Annotated in this window: 17 protein-coding genes and 1 pseudogene; 10 read left to right on the forward strand and 8 right to left on the reverse strand. The window is 44.1% G+C overall.

The window, feature by feature from the left end:
- Window positions 1-56 precede the first annotated feature (56 nt).
- The 5 genes from TRNA_RS22590 (at window position 57) to TRNA_RS22610 (ending at window position 4,997) form a co-directional block, all read left to right on the forward strand.
- Window positions 57-581: an SRPBCC family protein gene (locus TRNA_RS22590; RefSeq protein ID WP_003178473.1), complete on the forward strand. Its 525-nt coding sequence runs from the start codon at window positions 57-59 to the stop codon at window positions 579-581.
- Window positions 582-689: 108 nt separating this feature from the next.
- A complete protein-coding gene (locus TRNA_RS22595) occupies window positions 690-1,580 on the forward strand; it encodes an aminoglycoside 6-adenylyltransferase (RefSeq protein WP_009330326.1) in 891 nt (296 codons plus the stop codon).
- Between the two features lie 63 nt (window positions 1,581-1,643).
- Window positions 1,644-2,591 carry a phosphotransferase family protein gene (locus TRNA_RS22600; RefSeq protein ID WP_009330325.1) on the forward strand — a complete coding sequence of 316 codons (948 nt, stop codon included), beginning with the start codon at window positions 1,644-1,646 and terminating at the stop codon, window positions 2,589-2,591.
- A 22-nt stretch (window positions 2,592-2,613) separates the two neighbouring features.
- Window positions 2,614-3,333: a YjjG family noncanonical pyrimidine nucleotidase gene (locus tag TRNA_RS22605; RefSeq protein ID WP_003178480.1), complete on the forward strand. Its 720-nt coding sequence runs from the start codon at window positions 2,614-2,616 to the stop codon at window positions 3,331-3,333.
- 293 nt (window positions 3,334-3,626) lie between these two features.
- Entirely contained in the window at window positions 3,627-4,997 is a 1,371-nt protein-coding gene (locus TRNA_RS22610) for an amino acid permease (protein WP_003178482.1), read from the forward strand.
- Between the two features lie 383 nt (window positions 4,998-5,380).
- On the opposite strand, the gene TRNA_RS22615 is transcribed toward TRNA_RS22610, so the two are convergent.
- The 5 genes and pseudogenes from TRNA_RS22615 to TRNA_RS22635 all read right to left on the reverse strand — a co-directional run bounded on the left by TRNA_RS22615 (window position 5,381) and on the right by TRNA_RS22635 (window position 11,533).
- Window positions 5,381-6,679 (reverse strand): citrate:proton symporter, encoded by a 1,299-nt coding sequence (locus tag TRNA_RS22615; RefSeq protein ID WP_009330324.1) that lies wholly within the window; start codon window positions 6,677-6,679, stop codon window positions 5,381-5,383.
- A gap of 204 nt (window positions 6,680-6,883) precedes the next feature.
- Window positions 6,884-7,843: a tripartite tricarboxylate transporter substrate binding protein gene (locus TRNA_RS22620; RefSeq protein ID WP_003178487.1), complete on the reverse strand. Its 960-nt coding sequence runs from the start codon at window positions 7,841-7,843 to the stop codon at window positions 6,884-6,886.
- Between the two features lie 2 nt (window positions 7,844-7,845).
- Window positions 7,846-8,526, reverse strand: a complete 681-nt coding sequence (locus TRNA_RS22625; RefSeq protein WP_011197488.1) for a response regulator — start codon at window positions 8,524-8,526, stop codon at window positions 7,846-7,848.
- Window positions 8,519-10,133 (reverse strand): annotated as a pseudogene (locus TRNA_RS22630) (ATP-binding protein). The gene TRNA_RS22625 and the pseudogene TRNA_RS22630 overlap by 8 nt, the downstream one beginning before the upstream one ends.
- A 503-nt stretch (window positions 10,134-10,636) precedes the next feature.
- The gene (locus TRNA_RS22635) at window positions 10,637-11,533 is read right to left on the reverse strand and encodes a LysR family transcriptional regulator (RefSeq protein WP_003178493.1); all 897 of its coding nucleotides are present in this window, start codon (window positions 11,531-11,533) and stop codon (window positions 10,637-10,639) included.
- A 122-nt stretch (window positions 11,534-11,655) separates the two neighbouring features.
- Here TRNA_RS22635 and TRNA_RS22640 point away from each other — a divergent pair, with 122 nt between their 5' ends.
- The 4 genes from TRNA_RS22640 to TRNA_RS22655 all read left to right on the forward strand — a co-directional run bounded on the left by TRNA_RS22640 (window position 11,656) and on the right by TRNA_RS22655 (window position 14,610).
- Window positions 11,656-12,873 carry an ATP-grasp domain-containing protein gene (locus tag TRNA_RS22640; RefSeq protein ID WP_011197490.1) on the forward strand — a complete coding sequence of 406 codons (1,218 nt, stop codon included), beginning with the start codon at window positions 11,656-11,658 and terminating at the stop codon, window positions 12,871-12,873.
- Window positions 12,857-14,083 (forward strand): MDR family MFS transporter, encoded by a 1,227-nt coding sequence (locus TRNA_RS22645; RefSeq protein WP_011197491.1) that lies wholly within the window; start codon window positions 12,857-12,859, stop codon window positions 14,081-14,083. Before TRNA_RS22640 ends, TRNA_RS22645 begins: the two co-directional genes overlap by 17 nt.
- 70 nt (window positions 14,084-14,153) lie before the next feature.
- The gene (locus TRNA_RS22650; RefSeq protein WP_003178498.1) at window positions 14,154-14,402 is read left to right on the forward strand and encodes a sigma-G-dependent sporulation-specific acid-soluble spore protein CsgA; all 249 of its coding nucleotides are present in this window, start codon (window positions 14,154-14,156) and stop codon (window positions 14,400-14,402) included.
- Window positions 14,403-14,418: 16 nt separating this feature from the next.
- Window positions 14,419-14,610 carry a YbxH family protein gene (locus TRNA_RS22655; RefSeq protein WP_003178500.1) on the forward strand — a complete coding sequence of 64 codons (192 nt, stop codon included), beginning with the start codon at window positions 14,419-14,421 and terminating at the stop codon, window positions 14,608-14,610.
- Between the two features lie 120 nt (window positions 14,611-14,730).
- Here the strand turns inward: TRNA_RS22655 and TRNA_RS22660 are convergent, their stop codons facing one another.
- Genes TRNA_RS22660 through TRNA_RS43095 form a run of 3 tightly spaced genes read right to left on the reverse strand, consistent with a single transcriptional unit; the run spans window position 14,731 to window position 17,132 of the window.
- Window positions 14,731-14,997: a hypothetical protein gene (locus TRNA_RS22660; RefSeq protein ID WP_003178502.1), complete on the reverse strand. Its 267-nt coding sequence runs from the start codon at window positions 14,995-14,997 to the stop codon at window positions 14,731-14,733.
- Between the two features lie 57 nt (window positions 14,998-15,054).
- Window positions 15,055-16,932: a thioredoxin domain-containing protein gene (locus TRNA_RS22665; protein WP_009330320.1), complete on the reverse strand. Its 1,878-nt coding sequence runs from the start codon at window positions 16,930-16,932 to the stop codon at window positions 15,055-15,057.
- 38 nt (window positions 16,933-16,970) lie between these two features.
- Window positions 16,971-17,132, reverse strand: coding sequence for a DUF255 domain-containing protein (locus TRNA_RS43095; protein ID WP_011197492.1), 162 nt, complete (start codon window positions 17,130-17,132; stop codon window positions 16,971-16,973).
- Between the two features lie 499 nt (window positions 17,133-17,631).
- Here TRNA_RS43095 and thrS point away from each other — a divergent pair, with 499 nt between their 5' ends.
- Entirely contained in the window at window positions 17,632-19,551 is a 1,920-nt protein-coding gene (thrS, locus tag TRNA_RS22670) for a threonine--tRNA ligase (RefSeq protein WP_011197493.1), read from the forward strand.
- Window positions 19,552-19,829 lie beyond the last annotated feature (278 nt).

Here is a 19,829-nt window from a genome sequence, read left to right on the forward strand (position 1 = left end):
GTTTCCACGGTTTTTTTCGCCGTTTCATTTAGATATCCAATCAAGGAGGAATCAAGATGTCCGATCACAAAGCGGTACACAGCGTTCAAGCGAAAGCGGAGGGGAAAACTCTGGTCATGGAGCGGAGTTTCGAGGCGCCACGGGAGCTGGTGTTTAAGGCTTTTTCTGGGTCAGTGCATTTGGAAAGCTGGTGGGGGCCGAAAGGATGGCAGACTGCCAACAGCAGGTTTGAGTTTCAGCCGGATGGCGTATGGCTTTACTGTATGGAATGCAGAGATCAAAACCAAGGCGAATTCTATGGCCGGAAATCTTGCGGCAAGGCTGTTTTTCAAGAGATTGCGGCGCCGGAAAAGATCGTGTACACGGATATGTTTACAGACGAGGAAGGGAATGTTGTTCCCGGCATGCCGGAGATTTTGAATGAGGTTTATTTTCAAGAGCGCGACGTGGGGACAAAACTGATTACACGCTCACATTTTTCTTCTCCGAAAGAGCTTCAACAGCTGCTGGATAAGGGGATGGTCGAAGGCTTTTCTTCACAGCTGGAGCGCCTTGAAGACTACCTGAAAGCCATTCGCTAAAAGAAGGAGGACATGTCGATGACGTTTTTAGAGCATTTCATATAACCGTGTATTCGCGGACCTCCTCATCAAGATTTACTACAACAATCAAAAAGAGGAGGTATATACATGCGTACAGAGCAGGAAATCATCGATTTGGTGCTGAAGGTCGCACGGGAGGACAGCCGTGTCAGAGCGGTCGGCATGAACGGCTCGCGGACGAACCCAAACGTCCCGCGGACGAACCCAAACGTCCCGAAGGACCCTTTTCGCGATTATGATATTGTCTATGTTGTAACAGATATGCAGTCTTTTCTCGATGAGCCGGGCTGGGTGGACGTTTTTGGAGAGCGGATCATCATGCAGACGCCGGAAGCGATGGAGCTGTTTCCGAATGAGCTTGGCAACCGCTTTTCGTATTTGATGTTATTTACAGACGGCAGCCGCATTGATTTGATTCTTGTGCCGCTTGAAGAAAAGCTGGAATATAGCAGGGAAGACGGCTTGACCGTGATCCTGTTGGATAAGGATCAGGATCTGCCCGTCATCCCGCCGCCGACGGATCGGGAATATTGGGTGCAAAAACCGTCCCCGCAATGCTTCGCCGACTGCTGCAATGAATTTTGGTGGACATCGACATATGTGGCCAAAGGCTTGTGGCGGCAGGAAATTCTTTATGCACTCGATCATTTAAATCTCGTCAGGGCCATGCTGTTGAAAATGCTCGAATGGAAGGTCGGCTTTGAAACGGGCTTTTCGCTGAGCATAGGCAAAAATGCAAAATTTTTGGATCGCTATGTTGATCAAAATACGTGGGAAAGGCTTTTGGAGACGTATCCGCCAGCTGATTATAAGCGGGTATGGAACAGTTTGTTTAAGATGTGGGAGCTGTTTGAAGAGACAGCAGCAGCAGTTGCTGAACATCTGAATGAACAATACCTTTTCGCAGAAGCGGAGAAAGTCAGACAGTATCTGAGGCGCGTTCAGCAGCTGAAACCTGATGCAAAGGAAATTGACTAATCAAATGATGGCCGCACTCCCGGCAGGTGAGCCGGGAGTGCGTTTTTTGCGGAGGTGAACGGAATGTTCAGTATTAAAAAAATGCTGCAGAACCATTATGGAATCGACAGTGTGAACATTTCTCCCGAGCAAGGCGGGTGGACAGCACTTGCTTATCAAGTAACCGACGGTGAAGCGGCTTTCTTTTTAAAAGTGTATGATAAAAATAGGGCATCGACAGCGAAATGGGCAGCTTTAATCGATGATTACATCCCTGTTCTGGGGTGGCTGGGGGATCACACCGCTCTCAACGGGAGGCTGCCTGTGCCGCTTTTGACAACAGCTGGAGAATACAAGTGTGAAGATGACGATGCGGTGTATATGCTTTATGAATACATTGCCGGTGAAACCATTGGAGATCAGCCGCTCGGCAAAGGGTGCGTGGAGAAGCTCGCCGGAATCATAGCGGAGCTGCACCGATATGATGAGACGATCCCGGTGAAGACAGAAGGAATTAAAGAAAAATATGATATTTCGTTTTTAGATGAGATGACACAATGGCTTGATCACCTGCCTTGTGAGCTGGCGACACTCATTCAACCCTACAGCGGAGCAATCCGCGATATGATGGAGTCAGCCTTATCCCTGGCGGATGATTTGAAATGCAGCGGCAGAAGATTGGCTTTGTGCCATACAGATGTTCATGGCTGGAATTTGATGAAAACGGGCGGGGAATTGATTCTGATCGATTGGGAGGGCTTGAAACTGGCCCCTGTTGAAGCGGATCTGATGTTCTTTGCTAACCAGCCGTATGCTCAAGAGTTTTTGCGCGTTTACTGCGAGACTCATAAAGGATTTGAAATCGATCAGAACGCTTTGCGGTTTTATCAGATCAGGCGAAGACTGGAGGACATATGGGAGTTTACAGAGCAGCTGGCGTTTGACATTCAGACAGAGAAAGAAAAGGCAGAGACGATGAGCTTGCTGAAAAACGAGCTTGAAGCCATAAAAGACAGCAAGACCGGCTACTAAAATGCTAAACGGAGGAACACTCGTGAAAAATTATCGTACTTTATTTTTTGATGTGGATGATACACTATTAGACTTCGGTGCGGCAGAAAAGTCAGCATTGCGAATGCTTTTTGAGGAGCAGCAAATTCGTTTGACAGCTGAAATAGAAGCGAATTATAAACGAATCAATCAAGGTTTATGGAGGGTGTTCGAAAAAGGGGAGATGGACCGCGACCAAGTGGTGAACACACGCTTTTCCCTTTTATTCAAAGAATATGGTCTTGAGGCTGACGGCGTTTTGCTTGAGAAGAAGTATCGCAGCTTCCTTGAAGAAGGGCATCAGCTGATAGACGGCGCTTTTGAATTAATCAAAAGCCTGCGGGATCAATATGATTTATATATCGTGACGAACGGTGTTTCAAAAACGCAGTATAAGCGCCTGCAAGCTTCAGGATTGTACCCGATGTTTAAAGGGATTTTTGTTTCAGAAGACACCGGTTTTCAAAAGCCGATGAAAGAATACTTTGATTACGTTTTTGAACGGATTCCTCATTTTTCTGTCGATCAGGGGCTGATCATCGGGGATTCATTGACAGCGGACATAGAAGGGGGGCGGCTGGCCGGATTGGATACATGCTGGATGAATCCGGGCATGATAGCAAATGACACTGGTATTGTACCAACCTATCAAATACAAAAACTTGATGAGTTGTATTATATTTTAAACATTGAAAAAGAATCGGCCGCCGGCCATTGTTTATAAGGAAAAACGGGCGCATTTTGATTGGTTATTCAAGATGCGTACTGCTTTTTGATATTATAAGAATATTCTTTATATTGGGATAGTTGTTTCTTAATAAATAGATAGAGTAAAATTTGTTCTCCTGGAAAAAACAATTGTATTTTTGGAAGGAGTTTATTATGATGGAATAAGTAAATTTTGAGATATATACTAATTGTAATTATCAGATTTTTATTACTACTTAATACGATGAAGATGCTTTGTCATCATATAGTTTTTTGGGTGACATCAGCCGTGTAAGAGGAGGAAAAGAAGTGGCGAACAAAGAATTGAAGAGAGGCCTGGGCGCGCGCCACATCCAAATGATTGCGCTTGGCGGCACTATCGGCGTCGGTTTATTTATGGGATCTTCCAGCACGATAAAGTGGACAGGACCTTCCGTCCTGCTTGCTTATGCCATTTGCGGAATTTTTATCTTTTTTATTATGCGTGCAATGGGGGAAATGCTATATGTAGAGCCAAGCACCGGTTCATTTGCGACATTCGGCCATCAATATATACACCCGTTGGCCGGATATATGACCGCGTGGAGCAACTGGTTTCAGTGGGTGATTGTCGGGATGTCCGAGATCATCGCCGTCGGGGAGTACATGAAGTACTGGTTTCCGGATCTTCCCGCTTGGATACCGGGCATTATCGCAATGGCGATTCTCGGAGGAGCAAACCTTGTCTCTGTTAAATCATTTGGTGAGTTTGAATTTTGGTTTGCGATGATTAAAATCGTTACGATTGTATTAATGATTGCAGCGGGGTTCGGGATTATTTTCTTCGGATTCGGCAACGGCGGACAAGCGATCGGGTTTTCAAACCTTTGGTCGCACGGCGGTTTCTTTACAGGCGGATTCTCAGGATTCTTCTTTGCGCTGTCGCTGGTCATCGCCGCTTATCAAGGGGTCGAACTGATAGGAATTACGGCGGGGGAGGCAAAAGATCCGCAAAACACGCTGAGACACGCGATCCAAAGTATTATTTGGCGTATTTTAATTTTCTATATTGGCGCCATCTTCGTGATTGTCACAGTCTATCCTTGGGATGAGCTGAATGCAATCGGTAGTCCGTTTGTATCCACTTTTGCGAAAGTCGGAATTACGGCGGCAGCCGGCATTATTAACTTCGTCGTCATGACGGCGGCAATGTCCGGCTGCAACAGCGGAATTTTCAGTGCGGGCCGCATGCTTTATACATTGGGAGTAAACGGCCAAGCGCCAAAATTCTTTACGAAGATTTCCAGAAATGGCGTGCCGTTATACGGGACGATTGCCGTCTTGATCGGTTTGGCAATCGGCGTCGTTTTAAATTATATTGCGCCGCCTAATATTTTTGTGTATGTATACAGTGCGAGCGTGCTCCCGGGGATGATTCCGTGGTTTGTCATTCTGCTCAGCCATATCGGATTCAGAAAAGCAAAAGGAGCTGAAATTGACAAACATCCGTTCAAAATGCCTTTCGCCCCAGTGACGAACTATTTGACGATTGGTTTCCTTCTTATGGTATTGGTGGGCATGTGGTTCAACAATGACACACGCGTGTCTCTGATTGTCGGGGTTATTTTCCTTGCGGTTGTTGCCGCCAGCTATTATGTGTTTGGAATTGGCAAGCGTGCCTCAGCTGATGGGAATAAATAATGAAATTTTTAAGGCGCTTGGGGCTGTCGAGATGTTATTGGCAGCCCTCTCAGGCGCTATGATCAAGAACCAGCTCCTGGTTCTTTTTTTTATAAGCTTGGCTGTGTTTCAATACGGGCGCCAATGATGGGCGGAAACCCGCCCGCTCCGGAGAGCCTCTGGGGTCCATTTCAAACAACGGGTCCGAAAGATGTTGTGTTTCAAGTGAAGCCAAGCCACACAGTAAAGGCTTATGAAAAGGTATAAGGGAGGTCTTTTTTATCCAAAAGAAAAAGCCCGCAGAAAACAGGAGTGTCTCTGCAAGCTTAAAAAGGCCGCTATGTGAAAAGGTATGCTGCGATACGTGTATCGCCCTCATAAGGGCATTGAAGCGATCAACACCATCAATAAATTGATATGGATCCGATGAGAAGCGCGCATCCTGTCATCACGATGACAGCGAGCACCGCCCACATTATCGCAAATTTTTGATGATCGTCGATGGAAACCCCGACAAGCCCAACAAGCAAATGTGTTGAAGGCACAAGCGGGCTCAGCATGTGAATCGGCTGGCCGATGATGGAGGCTCTTGCAATTTCGACCTTATTAACACCGTATGCGACAGCGGTTTCTGATAAAATCGGGAGCACTCCGTAAAAATAAGCGTCATTCGGCATCAGAAAAGTGAAAATGCCGCTTGTTAAGGCTACTATCATCGGAATAAAGCCGCCCATTTGTTCAGGAATCATAGACGCAAGCGAAATCGCCATTTCATCTACCATTTTTGTGCCTGTTAGTATTCCGGTAAAGACCCCTGCGGCAAATATCATTGAACCGATAGCCAATACATTGCTCGAATGCGCCGAAATTCGCTGTCTCTGATGATCGAGGTTTGGATAATTGACAATCAATGCGATGCAGAACGCGATAATAAACAGAACGGTCAAGCTTACTTTTCCTGATATGAGAAGCCCTATCAATGAAAGCGTCAACAATAAGTTGAACCACCAAAGCTTCGGACGCTTCCACTCATCCTCCGCAGCGGCGGCCGTTTCATTGGCACCAGCCGGATGTTTGAGTTCAATCACGCCGAGGCGTTTTCGCTCCGCTTTTCCGAGCATATACGCAACTCCGATCATACAAAGCATGCCGCTTACGATGACAGGTATCATCGGGCCGGTCAATTCAGCCGGGTCAACCCCGAGCGCACTCGCTGCCCGCGGTGTTGCGCCTCCCCATGGAATCGTATTCATAATCCCCATGCCGACTCCTGCGATTCCCGCTAATATAATCGGGCGGATGCCAAGCAGCAAATAGAGCGGGAGCATCGCGCTCGTTGTAATCATATATGTTGTTGATCCGTCTCCGTCCAATGCGACCAGCATCGTGAGCACCGCAGTGCCGACGACGATTTTTAACGGATCGCCTTTGACCATTTTTAATATTTTTGTGACCATTGGGTCAAACAGGCCAGTATCAATCATAATCCCGAAATATAAAATTGCAAACATAATCATAACGGCGGTTGGCGCGACTTGCTGAATCCCCGAAATCATCATGTCGCCGACATCGCTGAATCCGAATCCGGCGATCAGCGCAAACACTATCGGTGTCAAGACTAATGCCGTCAGAACAGAAAGCCGTTTTGTCATGATCAATACCATAAACACAAGCATCATGAAAAAACCTAAAATTGCTAACACAGTTATTCCCCCCTCATATGAATCCGCTTACATTTTTTTCTCTCCTGTTCCCCCTAAGCCTTGCCTTTTTGTCATCATATGAGAAGAACTTTCTGAAGTAAATAATTTGGTTTTTATGTATTTTTAATTTTTTAAAATCATTTTGTTCTTTTTGACCATTTTTAAATACATAAAAAAAGTATTCCGCAGACGCGAAATACCCGGTTAATCCCCAGCCATGATGTTTTGATAAAATGCTGATTGCTCCTCAAGGAATCGTTGCGTCTCCTTGCTGTTTAAATAATAGCTTTCCCATTCCTGTTCATTTATTTTCTGCTTCCATTCCGGTGAGGATGTGATCTTTTTAAACACTTGATCCCAGTAGGAAATTTCTTCTTTGGTCATATTTTTCGGGCCTAATACACCTCTCCAATGGGAAAATACAAACGGGATGCCCTGCTCTCTCCACGTCGGTACATGCGGATATGCGGGAAGCCTTTTGTCTGAAGTAACAGCCCCAAGTGTGATGCTGCCGCTTCTTTCATATGTTTTAGCTTCTGATAGAGTCATCGATGCGGCGTCAATTTCATGTCTGATAAGCGCCTGAATGAGCTCTTCGCTGCTTTCATACTGTAAATATTGAATGTTAAAAGGGTCAACTCCGTACATATCGGCCGCCCTGACGAATGACAGCTGGTCATCATTGCCAAGTCCGGGGGAAAAACCGATTTTTACCTTGCCGGGGTTCTTTTTGATCTCATTCAGCAAATCCTTTCCGCTCTTTATTTCCGATCCTTTTGGAAGAGCGATCGTCTGCCATTCTTTTGCAAGAATCGCCAGCGGGGTGAAATCGTCTGTTTTCAGTTTGCTCTGTCCGAGAATGTAATTGCTCAGCATTAAGCTGGATGTCATGCCGATGGTGTACGTATCGCTGCTATTTATATACTTCCAGCCTTTGTCACCGCCGCTTCCGGGTTTATAGACGATCTTCACTTCGCTTTTTATCACTTGTTTTTGTTTAAGGACGGATTGTATCGCCTGAGCCGTTAAATCCCAGCCGCCCGAAGGCTCAGCGGGTACGACGATTTCAACCGGCCCTCCCGGGGGACGCGGGGCGGACGATTGTCTTTCATCCCCCGACATTAAGATCAATAGACAAATCATTATAATCGCAAAGTTCTTCATGTTTATTCATCCGCCAAATAGTATTTTCTCTCCGGTCTGCCGATAATTCCGTATTCCAGCTCAGCGCGCGCTTCTTCTTTTGACACGAGATATTCGGCATAGCGGCGGGCTGTTGTACGTGAAGCCCCCATTTTTTCACCGAGTTCTTCGGCTGTCATTCCTTTAGCTGCGTCTCGCAGAACATCCCTGATTTTTTGCAGTGTAATCGAATTGATACCTGTCGGCAAATCCTCAGCCTGACGGGATCCGCTGGAGAAGTCTCCGAAGATTTGGTCAATCATTGATTGGCTGACCTGTGGCTGAGAAAGCAGTGTTTGCCTTTTTTTCTTATATTGAAGCAGCACCTGTTTGAATTTTTCGGCAGTCACAGGCTTAATCAAATAGTGCACAATTCCCGCCCGGAGCGATTCCTGTAAATGACATGTTTCGGTTGCTGCTGTGATGATCATGATATCCACTTCCGGAAACCGTTTTCGAATGACAGGAATCAATGTTGTGCCCATCTCATCCGGCATGTAAATATCCAACAGCAGCAAGTCGGCCTTTCGGACCTCGAGAATTTCCATTGTTTCTTTGGCATTGGCCGCTTTACCGATAATGTTGAATCCATCAAGCTGTTCGATCAATCTTTCATGAATTTGCGCTACACGGAAATCATCCTCCGCGATCACGATATCAATCAAATGGATTCCCCCTCTCGTGTTTGCTTCTCCTTCGGTATAAAAACGGTAAATACCGCTCCGCCGCCTTTTTGATTGGCCACTTCAATCCAACCGCCAAGTTCACGTACAGATTCCTTTACGTTGGCCAGCCCGTAGCCTCTCTTCATCCCCTTTGAAGAATATCCTCGTTCAAAGATGGCTTTCATCTTATCAGGCGCTACGCCGCATCCTGTGTCAGCCACTTCTATGACAATATCGCGGCCGATGTCAGTGATGAAAAATGAAACAAGCCGCACATTTTGCTCAGCTACGGCTTCGAAAGCGTTATCAATTAAATTCCCGATGATCGTAATGAGATGAGACATCCCGATATGCTCAGGAAGCGGCTCAAGCGTGCTGTTTTCATCAATGGACAACTTAACTTTTTTCTCCGAAGCCTTTCCCATTTTGCCCAACAGGATAGCCTGCACCTGCTGAGAATGAATGTTTTTGAATAAAATGTCGTGCTGTTCATTTTGAATGGCGTATTCCTCTTTAATCAGGTCGATCGCTGCTTCATACTCACCTAGCTCAAGCAGGCCTAGGATCACATAAAGCTTATTTGAGAATTCATGTGTTTGCGCGCGGAGATCTTCAGAGTATTTTTGCACCTCTGTCAGCGTGTCAATGAGCCTTTTTAACTCGGTTTTTTGACGGAAACTTACGACAATTCCGTAAGTTTGACCGTTTTGGAGCATCATTTTTGTATTTAAAATAAACACTTGATCGTTGACGCAGACCTCCTGATTCAGCAACATCTGCCGCTGCTGAAGGACAGACATTATTCCGGCTCCGGGCAGGATGTCATCAATTGGCCGGTTGACCACAGGTTCGGGAAGCCTAAGCATTTCCGCTGCCGATACGTTCATCATTGTGACGACTCCTTCACGGTTGGTGGCAATGATCCCTTCTTTAATCGCACGCAGCATCGCATTTCGTTCACGGTAAAGAGATGCAATCTCTTGGGGTTCAAGGCCAAGCGTATCTTTTCTAATGCTTTTGGCAAGAGCGGCGGCACCCGCAAATCCTATGAGCAAAACGAGAACAGCCATGAAGCTCAATTTTCTCACATTCTCTTTAATACGTTGTTCTGTCTCGTTTAACAGAAAATCAACAGACACACTGCCGATGACCTTGCTGTAACCACTTTGTTCCTGGATAATCGGCGCACTTCCTCTGATCACCATGCGGCCATCGTTTTTTGTTTTAGAGATGTGAGAGCCGCCGAACAAGATTTTTCTGCTTCTTGTCAGCTTCGTTTGACCTCTCTTTTCCGAGGCGATTTTGATCTCTCCCTTTTCGTTGAGGACATAAATAGTATAGGCACCGGTCTGTTCTTTCATTTGTTCAATGACCTCTTGCGCCTCTCCCTTATGCCCGCGCTTCTTTTGAAAGAGCTCTTTTACCGGAGGCATATAAGAAATGGTTTTTGCAGTCTGAACGGCAAGCTGTTCGGACTGTTTTCTTCCTTCTTTTGTTTGCTGAACGGCAAACGTGACTGTCAGCAAGCCGATTACTAAGATAAGCAGTGCTGCAATCAAGCCCATAATTTTTGTTTGCAGAGAAAAATTGACCCGTTTTTTGACCACAGGCACCAGCCGTCCTTTCTACCAAAAATCATACCACTTTTTATTCGGAAATTTTGGCATTTTTAAAAATATCCTTTGCAAGATAACGAAAAAGCCCAAGTATATCTTATAAGTGATGATTTCATAATGCAGGATCAGGCGTAGGACAGTGTGCTGTTAGTTTCTTAAGCTGGGATCCGGTTTTATTCCACATATAGGTCTAAATCCAGAAGAAAGTCTGCCTCCGGCCACAAGACGGAGCTTCGCATGACGATTGAAGGAAGCAGCTGTCCTCGCGAACACCGCCCCGAGAATAGCTGCTGGCTCCTTGTGTTGTTGTCATAAATTGAAAAACCATTGATTCACACATTGAGACGGCCCGTCTGCTGCTGTTGACTACTAAAACACCTCACCAAACATGCGCTCAATAATATTCAACAGTACAACCCCCGGCAGTTTACGGCGTTCCACAGCCGGTCGAGCTTTGTAAAGAACCCATTTAATGGAAATCGAGATGACGTCCGTTATAGAGGATATTCATCGGTCGAATCGATCATTTGAATAAAGTTAAGGGCAGATGGAGATAGATGGTCTTCCGTCCTTACACATAGCGAAATCGGGTTCTTTATTACGGCTTTATCAACATGAACCTTTGCGATGTCTCCGCGGGCGATATATTCGTTTACTTCAAGAGCGGATACGAATGTTACACCGTATCCTTCCATAACCGTTCTGATTGTTTCGTTTAATCCGTTTATTTGTACACCCATATTTGGTTTTCCCGCGTTATGCAGGTTGCACAGCGAAATCAATTTTTCCCGCGAAAAACTTCCTTCCTCGCGAAAGACGAAAGGTTCTTTTACAATCTCCTCTAATGCCACGTGTTTTGAGGCGAATTTATGTTTTTGATTGACTACGAATAACATGTCATCTTCCAAAAGCAGCGTTCCTTTTAAGAAGGGGCCGAATTCCGTTGTCCCGCCGATCAGGCCAATGTCCGCTTCGTAGTTGATCAGCTGTTCACAAGCTTTTTGAAAATTCGTTGTCGTGATTTCAACTTCCGTTTTCGGAAATTGCTGTTTAAATCGGCTGAGCCATCTTGGCAGCAAATAATTGGCGGGGAGGAAGGTGGAGGCAATACGCAGTTTTCCAATTGACCCTTCCCTTAACTGCTCCACGTACGATTCAATTTCTTTTTCAAGTGAAAACAGCCGCTTGGCCTGTTTTGCAAGCTCTGCGCCGGACTGTGTCAGCAGGATCCCTCTGCCTTTAGGAACGAATAAGGTGCAGTCGATCTCGCGTTCTAATTTCTTAATTTGCGAGGTGACGGCGGGCTGGCTGATACTTAACTGTTTGGCGGCTTGAGTGACACTGCCTGTTTCAGCGACCGAATAGAACAATCGCAGTGCATGGAGATTCATATTTCACACCTCTATTTATAAATAAAAGTTATTAATACTAGATAAAGATATATTAGAGTTATCTAAATACTTTTACTATTATAAAGTTGAAAAACATGTATTACAAGAAAGGAGAAATTGTTATGAGTACGCTTATCTTAAATAAAACAGCTTATAGCAAGTCTCCGTATGATGTATGGCTGAAGGGACTGGATGAACCGGTGGCGATGCTGACCTCAACCGATCGTGCGGATGAATGCAGGAATTATGATGTGATCGAAGCATTTGACGATTATCCGGTTAATGGATGCATCGAAATGCGCGCTTTGGAGCTGAATGAAACGTATCACTTTAAAACGATTATTGCATCCTCGGAATTTGATATGCTGAGGGCGGGGAAGCTGAGGTCGCTTTTGGGGATAAAAGGGCAGTCTTACAAAAGTGCTCTGCTGTTCCGCAACAAAATATTAATGAAAGAGCAAGTAAGAAAAGCCGGTGTGAAGGTTCCAGATTTTAAGAAAATCGACTCGGCGGCCGACTTATATACGTTTGTTCAAACTTTCGGTTTTCCTGTGGTCGTTAAGCCTATTTACGGATCGGGGTCTGTTGATACAACCGTTTTAAGGAATCGGCAGGACGTGTGGAATGTTCTTGCGAAAGGTCTTCCCGATCATCTGGAAGTTGAGTCGTTTATCGAAGGGGATATGTATCATATAGACGGCCTCATCCTTGATGAAGAAATTGTCCTCAGCTGGCCGTCGCGTTATATCAACGGGTGTCTAGCGTTTCAAGATCATCAGTTTTTAGGCAGCCTCCAGCTTGAATTGAAAAATCCGCTTACCCGGCGGTTGACTGATTTTGTTCAAAAAGCGCTTGCTGCCCTTCCTGTTCCGAATACCACAACATTCCATGCTGAAGTGTTTCATACACCAGATGATGAACTGGTGTTTTGTGAAGTGGCCAGTAGAACCGGCGGCGCTATGGTCCGTGAAGCAACTGTGCAGACTTTCGGTTTTGATATCAATGAAGTGTGTGTTAAAGCGCAATGCGGCCTGGAATTTCATATACCGGAGGTGGACAACAATCCGGACCGCCTAAGCGGCTGGCTGTTGATTCCGCCGAAAGACGGCGTGCTGAAAGAAATCAAGCCTGCGCCAGCCGCAGACTGGATAGCGAAACAAAATATATCCGCTCAAGCCGGAGACAGGTTCCACGGCTCGTCTTCCAGTGTAGACGCAATTGCAAGCTGTTTAATTATCGGACGCACAGAAGCCGAATTGAGAGGCCGTATCAGCCGGCTTGCAACGTGGTTCCATGATCATACCGTATGGGAAAAGAATTCGGATGTTTGCGCAATTTAAAGCATTCAGCCGCCTTCATCCGTTGATCCGATTTTTGCTGATAGGCACGCTTGTCACGAAGGCGGCTAAGTCGATGACAACCCCGTTTTTGGCGCTCTATCTCCATATGAAAACGGGAGCCGATTTTGGAACCATCGGGCTTGTCATCGGTTTAGGCTATTTTTCAAGCACTGTAGGAGGGGTAGTCGGAGGAGCGCTTTCAGATAAAATCGGCAGAAAAAAAGTGATGCTTTCATCCATTTTCATCTGGAGCTTTGTATTCATTCTTTTTGGACTTGTTCATGATTTCATGTGGTTTTTATTGCTGAATATTTTAAGCTGGCTTTGCCATTCGTGTTTTGAACCTGTGTCAAAGGCTTTGATGGCTGAGTTATCAGAACGGGAGATGAGATTCCGCATTTTCTCTTTGCGGTATTTGGCCATCAATGTTGGAGCTGCTGTCGGCCCTTTACTGGGCGCTTATTTTGGTCTTGCCAAAACCGGAACGCCGTTTATCATCACAGGGCTGGTCTATTTTGGCTATGCCATACTTTTGAGCTTGATGATGATTCGGCTGACCACGGTGAAAGAGACAAAAATCGCTCCTGAAAAAGTCCAGGCAGGTTCAGTTTTGAAGACGTTAAAGCAAGACAAGGCTCTTCGATTATACATAGCCGGCGGCATCCTTTTTTTGTTCAGCTATTCGCAAATGGAAAGCACTTTGCTGCAGTATTTAAATAACGACTTTGCAAACGGAGTTAAAATATTTTCGACTTTAATCACGTTAAACGCGGTGACGGTCATCCTTTTACAAGTGCCGCTCACCCGTTTATTTGAGAGGTATAAATCCTTAACAACAATATCAATTGGAACCGTTTTTTGCATTTTGGGGAATATCGGTTTTTCTATCGCAAATGGCTGGATTGTTTTTATGCTTTCGATGTTTGTTCTGACAATCGGCGAAATTTTATGTTTTCCTTCAATGAATGTCCTTTTGGACGAGCTGGCTCCGGATCATATGAAGGGCGCGTATTACGGCATGCAAAACTTATACAACATCGGTGAGTTTTTAGGGCCTTGGCTGGGGGGAATGATGCTTGCCTTGTACGGGGGAAAAGCCGTCTTTCTTATTGCTGCGTGTTCAGTCTTTTTGGCTTTAGGCGCTTACCATGTGGGAAGGAGAAAGTTTTTATCTGCACAGCATTATGGTGTATCGCCTTTTTCTTATTGAAAATTTAGGCCGCTTATGCATGAATCATTAAGAATTACCCAACCTAAAAGGTAAAAAAGGAGTATGAATCATGGACACAACATTGGGCTACCTCCGTGAGTCACTGTCGAATCACCTTGAACACGGCATAGGACAAAACATTTACAGAAAAATCGTTTCCGGGCGATATGCCAATGAGGAAGAGTTTGTCGAGCACTTGGAGGAGCGGGAAATGGAATTTCTGAATCAAGTGCTTGAACATGAGATGAAATATGCGCTGAATGAACAGGACCATAAACGGACAAGAGAATTAAACGAAGTGTATGAACTGCTGTTTTGAAAGGCGGGAATGATCAATGGGTGCAATAGAGCGGAACGGATACACGTTTGAACCGGAATACAGCGTGACCAGACAAAACGGTGCGATCCATGTATACCGGCGCGGCCGGTTTGTCGAGGAGATTCCCTTTGAGTTTCACGGGGAGTTTCCAGAGCATGATTTAATTGAAGAGCTTGTCAATCATTATTGTTATGAAAATAAAATATAAGGCTTGAAGAGGCTGCCGACCGGGCGGCTTTTATTTTTGGATTTTTATATCTATAATCCGCTTGCAGTTTTTTAGAACGGCAGCAGAAAAGCTGCCATAAATATGACAGCTCATGCATCGCTATTTTTTCTTTTCGTCGTAGTATTGAACAGGGTACATGGATCCTTCCGATACCATTTTGTTATCTTCGATATCATGCGGAGACGGGTGTCCTGCTTTTTCAACCGGGAATGAATCTACGTTGTGTTTTTCCGAAAAGTAAGGGATCTTTTCTTTGACGTTTTGCAAGTACGATTTCAGTTTTTGTCTGTTTGTTTCGTCTTTGAGCATATATGCGGTGACTCCGGCGACAACGGCGAGACCTGAGATCAGATTCTTTTGCTTCATGGTCATAACCCCTTTCGATTAGGTGTTTGCAAATGTTATTCCCATGATTGCCGCCGGTTAAACCAGCTGATCGAGCGCTTCGTCTATATTCGTCGTCGGCTGCCTGCAGGCGAAATTTTCACAAATATAGACAGTCGTTTTGTTATCGACTGCTTTGTATTCGGCCGCAAAGTCGGCAATCCCTTTGAAATCGTCAGGCGATTCTGCGGCGAGGACGGCATAATTCGGCTGGAAGGCCTGCTGCAAAGCGCTTACGATCTTCTGTCTGTCCGGATCATTCCGTTTTCCGAGCACAACGATTTCCTTTTGCGGCATGAATTGGCTCAGCAAACCTTGGAGAAAGTTTGTATGGCCGCTCGGATAAGCAGAGACGTCTCCATGGAAGGCAGCAAACATTTTTGCCGCTTGATCATGGAGCGACAAGTCGCCAGTCAGCCTGCCCAGCCGGGACAGCTGCACGGCCAGGACGCCGTTTCCGGACGGGAGGGCGCCGTCGTATACTTCTTTATCCCGCACGATCAAAGCCTCGGCATCGCTTCCCGTAAAATAAAAACCGCCGTGCTCTTCATCCCAGAACAGCCCCTTCATGTCTGCTTCGAGCTTTTTGGCTTTTCGCAAATCGGTTAAATCAAGTGATGCTTCATACAATTCGATGTAGGCCCACAGCAGGAAGGCGTAGTCATCGATAAATCCTTTATTTTTCACCTCGCCGTCACGGTAGCGGACCATGATGCGACCGTCTTGAATCAATTTATTCTCGATAAACTCGGCTGCAGCTCGCGCCATCTCCAGGTATTCGGGCGCATTGTAGACTTTCGCCGCTTTGGCAAGACCCGCGATCATCAGAGCGTTCCAAGAAGTCAGCACTTTATCGTCGACATGAGGATACGTTCTTTCCTGACGTTTTTCAAAAAGCTTTGTTCTCGCTTCTTCAAGCTTGTTCTGAAGCTCTTCATCTGTCAGCGCGAATTCATCCTTGATGTCTTCCAGCCTGGTGTAGATCAAGTTTGGAATATTATGGCCTTCAAAATTCCCTTCTTGCGTGATGTTGTAGACCGCGCAATACAATTCGCCAAGTTCATCTCCAAGCGTTTCAAGGACTTCTTCTTTTGACCACACATAATATTTGCCCTCTACGCCTTCCGTGTCGGCATCAAGCGCTGAATAAAAAGCGCCTTTCTCATCGGTCATTTCGCGGCGGACAAATGTGATGATCTGCTCGGAAATCTGTTTATACCGTTCGTTTTTCGTGATTTGATAGGCTTCAGTATATGCGATCAGCAATAAAGCATTATCGTAAAGCATTTTTTCAAAGTGGGGAACAAGCCATTCGTCATCTGTCGAATAGCGGGCAAACCCGTAGCCGACATGGTCGTAAATGCCGCCGTTCGCCATGCTGTCCAACGTTTTCATCACGCTGTACAGCGCGTTCTCCTCGCCGCTGTATTGATGATAGCGAAGCAGAAATGTCAGCATATGGGGGATTGGAAATTTCGGCGCGCTGCCGAAACCGCCGTACGCCGCATCAAAGCTGTTGATCAGCTGCTGATACGTCCGCCTCAATATGTCTTCGCCGAGCGAATCGCCGGCATCGCTTTTCGCTTTGATTCTCAGGTTGTTGGCCGCTTTTTCGGCAATATCTTCAACATGCTCCCGGTTTTTCGCGAAGGTATCGGAAAGCTGCTTCACCACCTCAACAAACCCCGGACGGTTAAAACGGCTCGTCTTCGGAAAATATGTACCCGCATAAAACGGCTTCTGATCAGGGGTTAAAAACACATTCAGCGGCCAGCCGCCCTGCCCCGTCATCATCTGGCAGATCGTCATATAAATCGAATCCACATCAGGCCGCTCCTCGCGGTCCACTTTAATGGAGACGAATTTCTCATTCAGAAGCTTCGCAACTTCTTCATCTTCGAAGCTTTCATGAGCCATGACATGGCACCAGTGGCATGTGCGTATAGATACCCAAACTAGCTATACCCAATAGATACGAGTACAGGCTTGTTCTCGCTTTTCGCTTTGTCAAATGCTTCTTCTCCCCAAGGGAACCAGTCCACAGGGTTATGAGCATGTTGGAGTAAGTACGGTGACTTCTCAGCGATTAATCTATTGGGTTTACTTTTGTTTGGCATGGGATCACCTTCTTTCATCACTTTTATTTTTATACTTTACCACAGGCTGTAATTTTAATTCATTTTAGTTTTTAATAACAAATTAAGATGGATAATACAAAATCCTAATAATCAATTGTTGATATTTACGACCAGTTATTATAAAATATATTAAAAAAAGGAATATTTAGATTATTCTAAAGGTTGTGAAAGGGACATGGGTGACTTTAACGGTTTACAGAGAGGGAAGGTATGCTGAAATCTTCCTAACGCAGAAAAGTTTCTCACCACCTTTGAGCTGTATTAGGGAACTTAAGTATCTAATACCGTTTATGCAACGTTACAGCATCAGAGCCATAAGTTGTCCATTTAACTTATGGGAAATTGGGTGGAACCACGGGTAATGCACTCGTCCCTAGCTTTGGGGATTAGTGCATTTTTTTATTTTCCACTCAACGTGGCTATTGCAAAGCTAGGGTTTAGAGTGTAAATCAATTTTATTAAAAGGGGATGCACTATAATGAGTGAAAGTTTAATAAAAGTTCAATTCAAAGAAGGAAATACGAAGGAATTTCCGAAGGGGATAACAATAAAACGTATTGCAGAATCCATTAGTACAACTTTAAGAAAGCACGCTGTTGTAGCAAAGGTTGATGAAAAATTCGTGGATTTAAGCTATACCCTTGACAAGGATGTTAAACTCGATATTTTTACTCTAGATTCGAAAGAAGGTTTGTCGGTGTTAAGACATACATCCACCCATATATTGGCACACGCTGTGAAAAGGCTTTACAGTAGTGTAAGTTTGGGTATTGGACCAGTAATTGAAGATGAGTTTTTCTATGATTTGAAACTTGAACACAGTTTGTCTCCCGAGGATTTACTAGCAATTGAACGTGAGATGGAAAAGATTATTAAGGAGAATATAGAAATTAAACGAATTGTTGTCTCTTATGAGGAAGCTGAAAAGTTATTTGAAGAAAATAATGAACCATTAAAGCTTGAAATATTAAGAGGAATTCCAAAAGGCCAAGAAATAACTCTTTACCAACAGGGAGAATTTATTGATCTTTGTCGCGGTCCACACCTTCCATCAACTGGTTTCATTAAAGCATTTAAATTAACTCGTGTATCTGGAGCTTATTGGAGAGGAAATCGCCAAAAAGAAGTTCTTCAACGAGTTTATGGAGTAGCTTTTAAAAAGAAAGACGATTTAAATGAATATCTATATTTTTTAGAACAAGCAGCAAAACATGATCATCGACAGTTAGGAAAACAATTAGATTTATTTATGTTCTCAGAGGAAGCACCGGGAATGCCCTTTTACCTACCTAAAGGACAAATTGTTAGAAAAGAATTGGAGAAATTATCCCGTGAACTTCAAAATAATGCATCGTACGATGAGGTCCATACACCGTTTATGATGAATTATCGATTATGGGAGAAATCCGGTCATTGGGATCATTACCAAGAAAATATGTACTTTTCTGAGGTCGATAATACAAAGTTTGCAATCAAACCAATGAATTGTCCTGGACATATGCTAATCTTTAAAAATAATCTTTACTCCTATCGAGATCTACCTATTCGATTGGCGGAATATGGACAAGTTCATCGACATGAATTTAGTGGTTCATTAAACGGATTGCTTCGGGTACGCACATTTTGTCAGGATGACGCTCACATCTTTGTTCGAGAAGATCAAATTGAAAGTGAAATTAAGAAGGTATTTCATTTAATTGACCAAGTGTATCGTACTATTGGTTTTGAGTATTCAGTGGAACTGTCTACTCGGCCAGATGATTCATTAGGAAATAATCACCTATGGGAGGTTTCTGAGGGATCATTAAAAAATGTGCTTGACGATTTAGCAATCAAATATCAAGTTAATGAAGGTGATGGGGCTTTTTACGGACCAAAAATTGATTTCCATATTAAAGATGCTTTAAAACGGAGTCATCAGTGCGGAACAATCCAACTTGATTTTCAGATGCCTGAAAAATTTGATTTGACTTATATTAATCATAATAACGAAAAAGTTCGTCCTGTTGTTATCCACCGTGCTATTTTTGGTTCTATTGATCGTTTTTTTGGAATTTTAATAGAGCATTTTGCGGGTGTTTTTCCTGTTTGGCTTGCCCCTATTCAAGTTCAAATTATTCCTATTTCACATATTCACCTGGAGTATTGTTTAGGGATTAAGTCGGAACTCAAACAACACGGGATAAGAGTACAAATTAACGAGAGTAATCAAAAGTTAGGGTACAAAATTAGGGAAGCACAGGTTCAAAAAATCCCCTATACATTAGTAGTAGGAGACAATGAAATTAAAGAAAACGGAGTAAATGTAAGAAAGTATGGAGAGGAACAACAAAAAAATGTTTCAATTGAAAGCTTTAAAAAAAATATTTTGCAGCAAATAAAGACACGTAGTGTCTAGTTGAAAGAAAGTATAAAAGTTTTTAATAAATCTTCATCTAATTTGAAGCTATCTTGATAAAAAAGTATTTTAAACAAGTAAATATCACAAAAAAATGAATAAAATGAAAAAAACCCTTTACAAATATAGGATATCTACCTATAATAAAATTGAATAATCTGATTATTCAATTTTATCGGAAGGAGGATATAATTATGGAAGAAATTCAAAATGTGTCTCAAGTAGAATTAGAAGAAACTTGCTACGATTGGGATAATAAGTAAGGTGGAAGAAAAGGG

Origin of the sequence: Bacillus licheniformis DSM 13 = ATCC 14580 (genome assembly GCF_000011645.1) — a bacterium.
GTDB classification, from domain to species: domain Bacteria; phylum Bacillota; class Bacilli; order Bacillales; family Bacillaceae; genus Bacillus; species Bacillus licheniformis.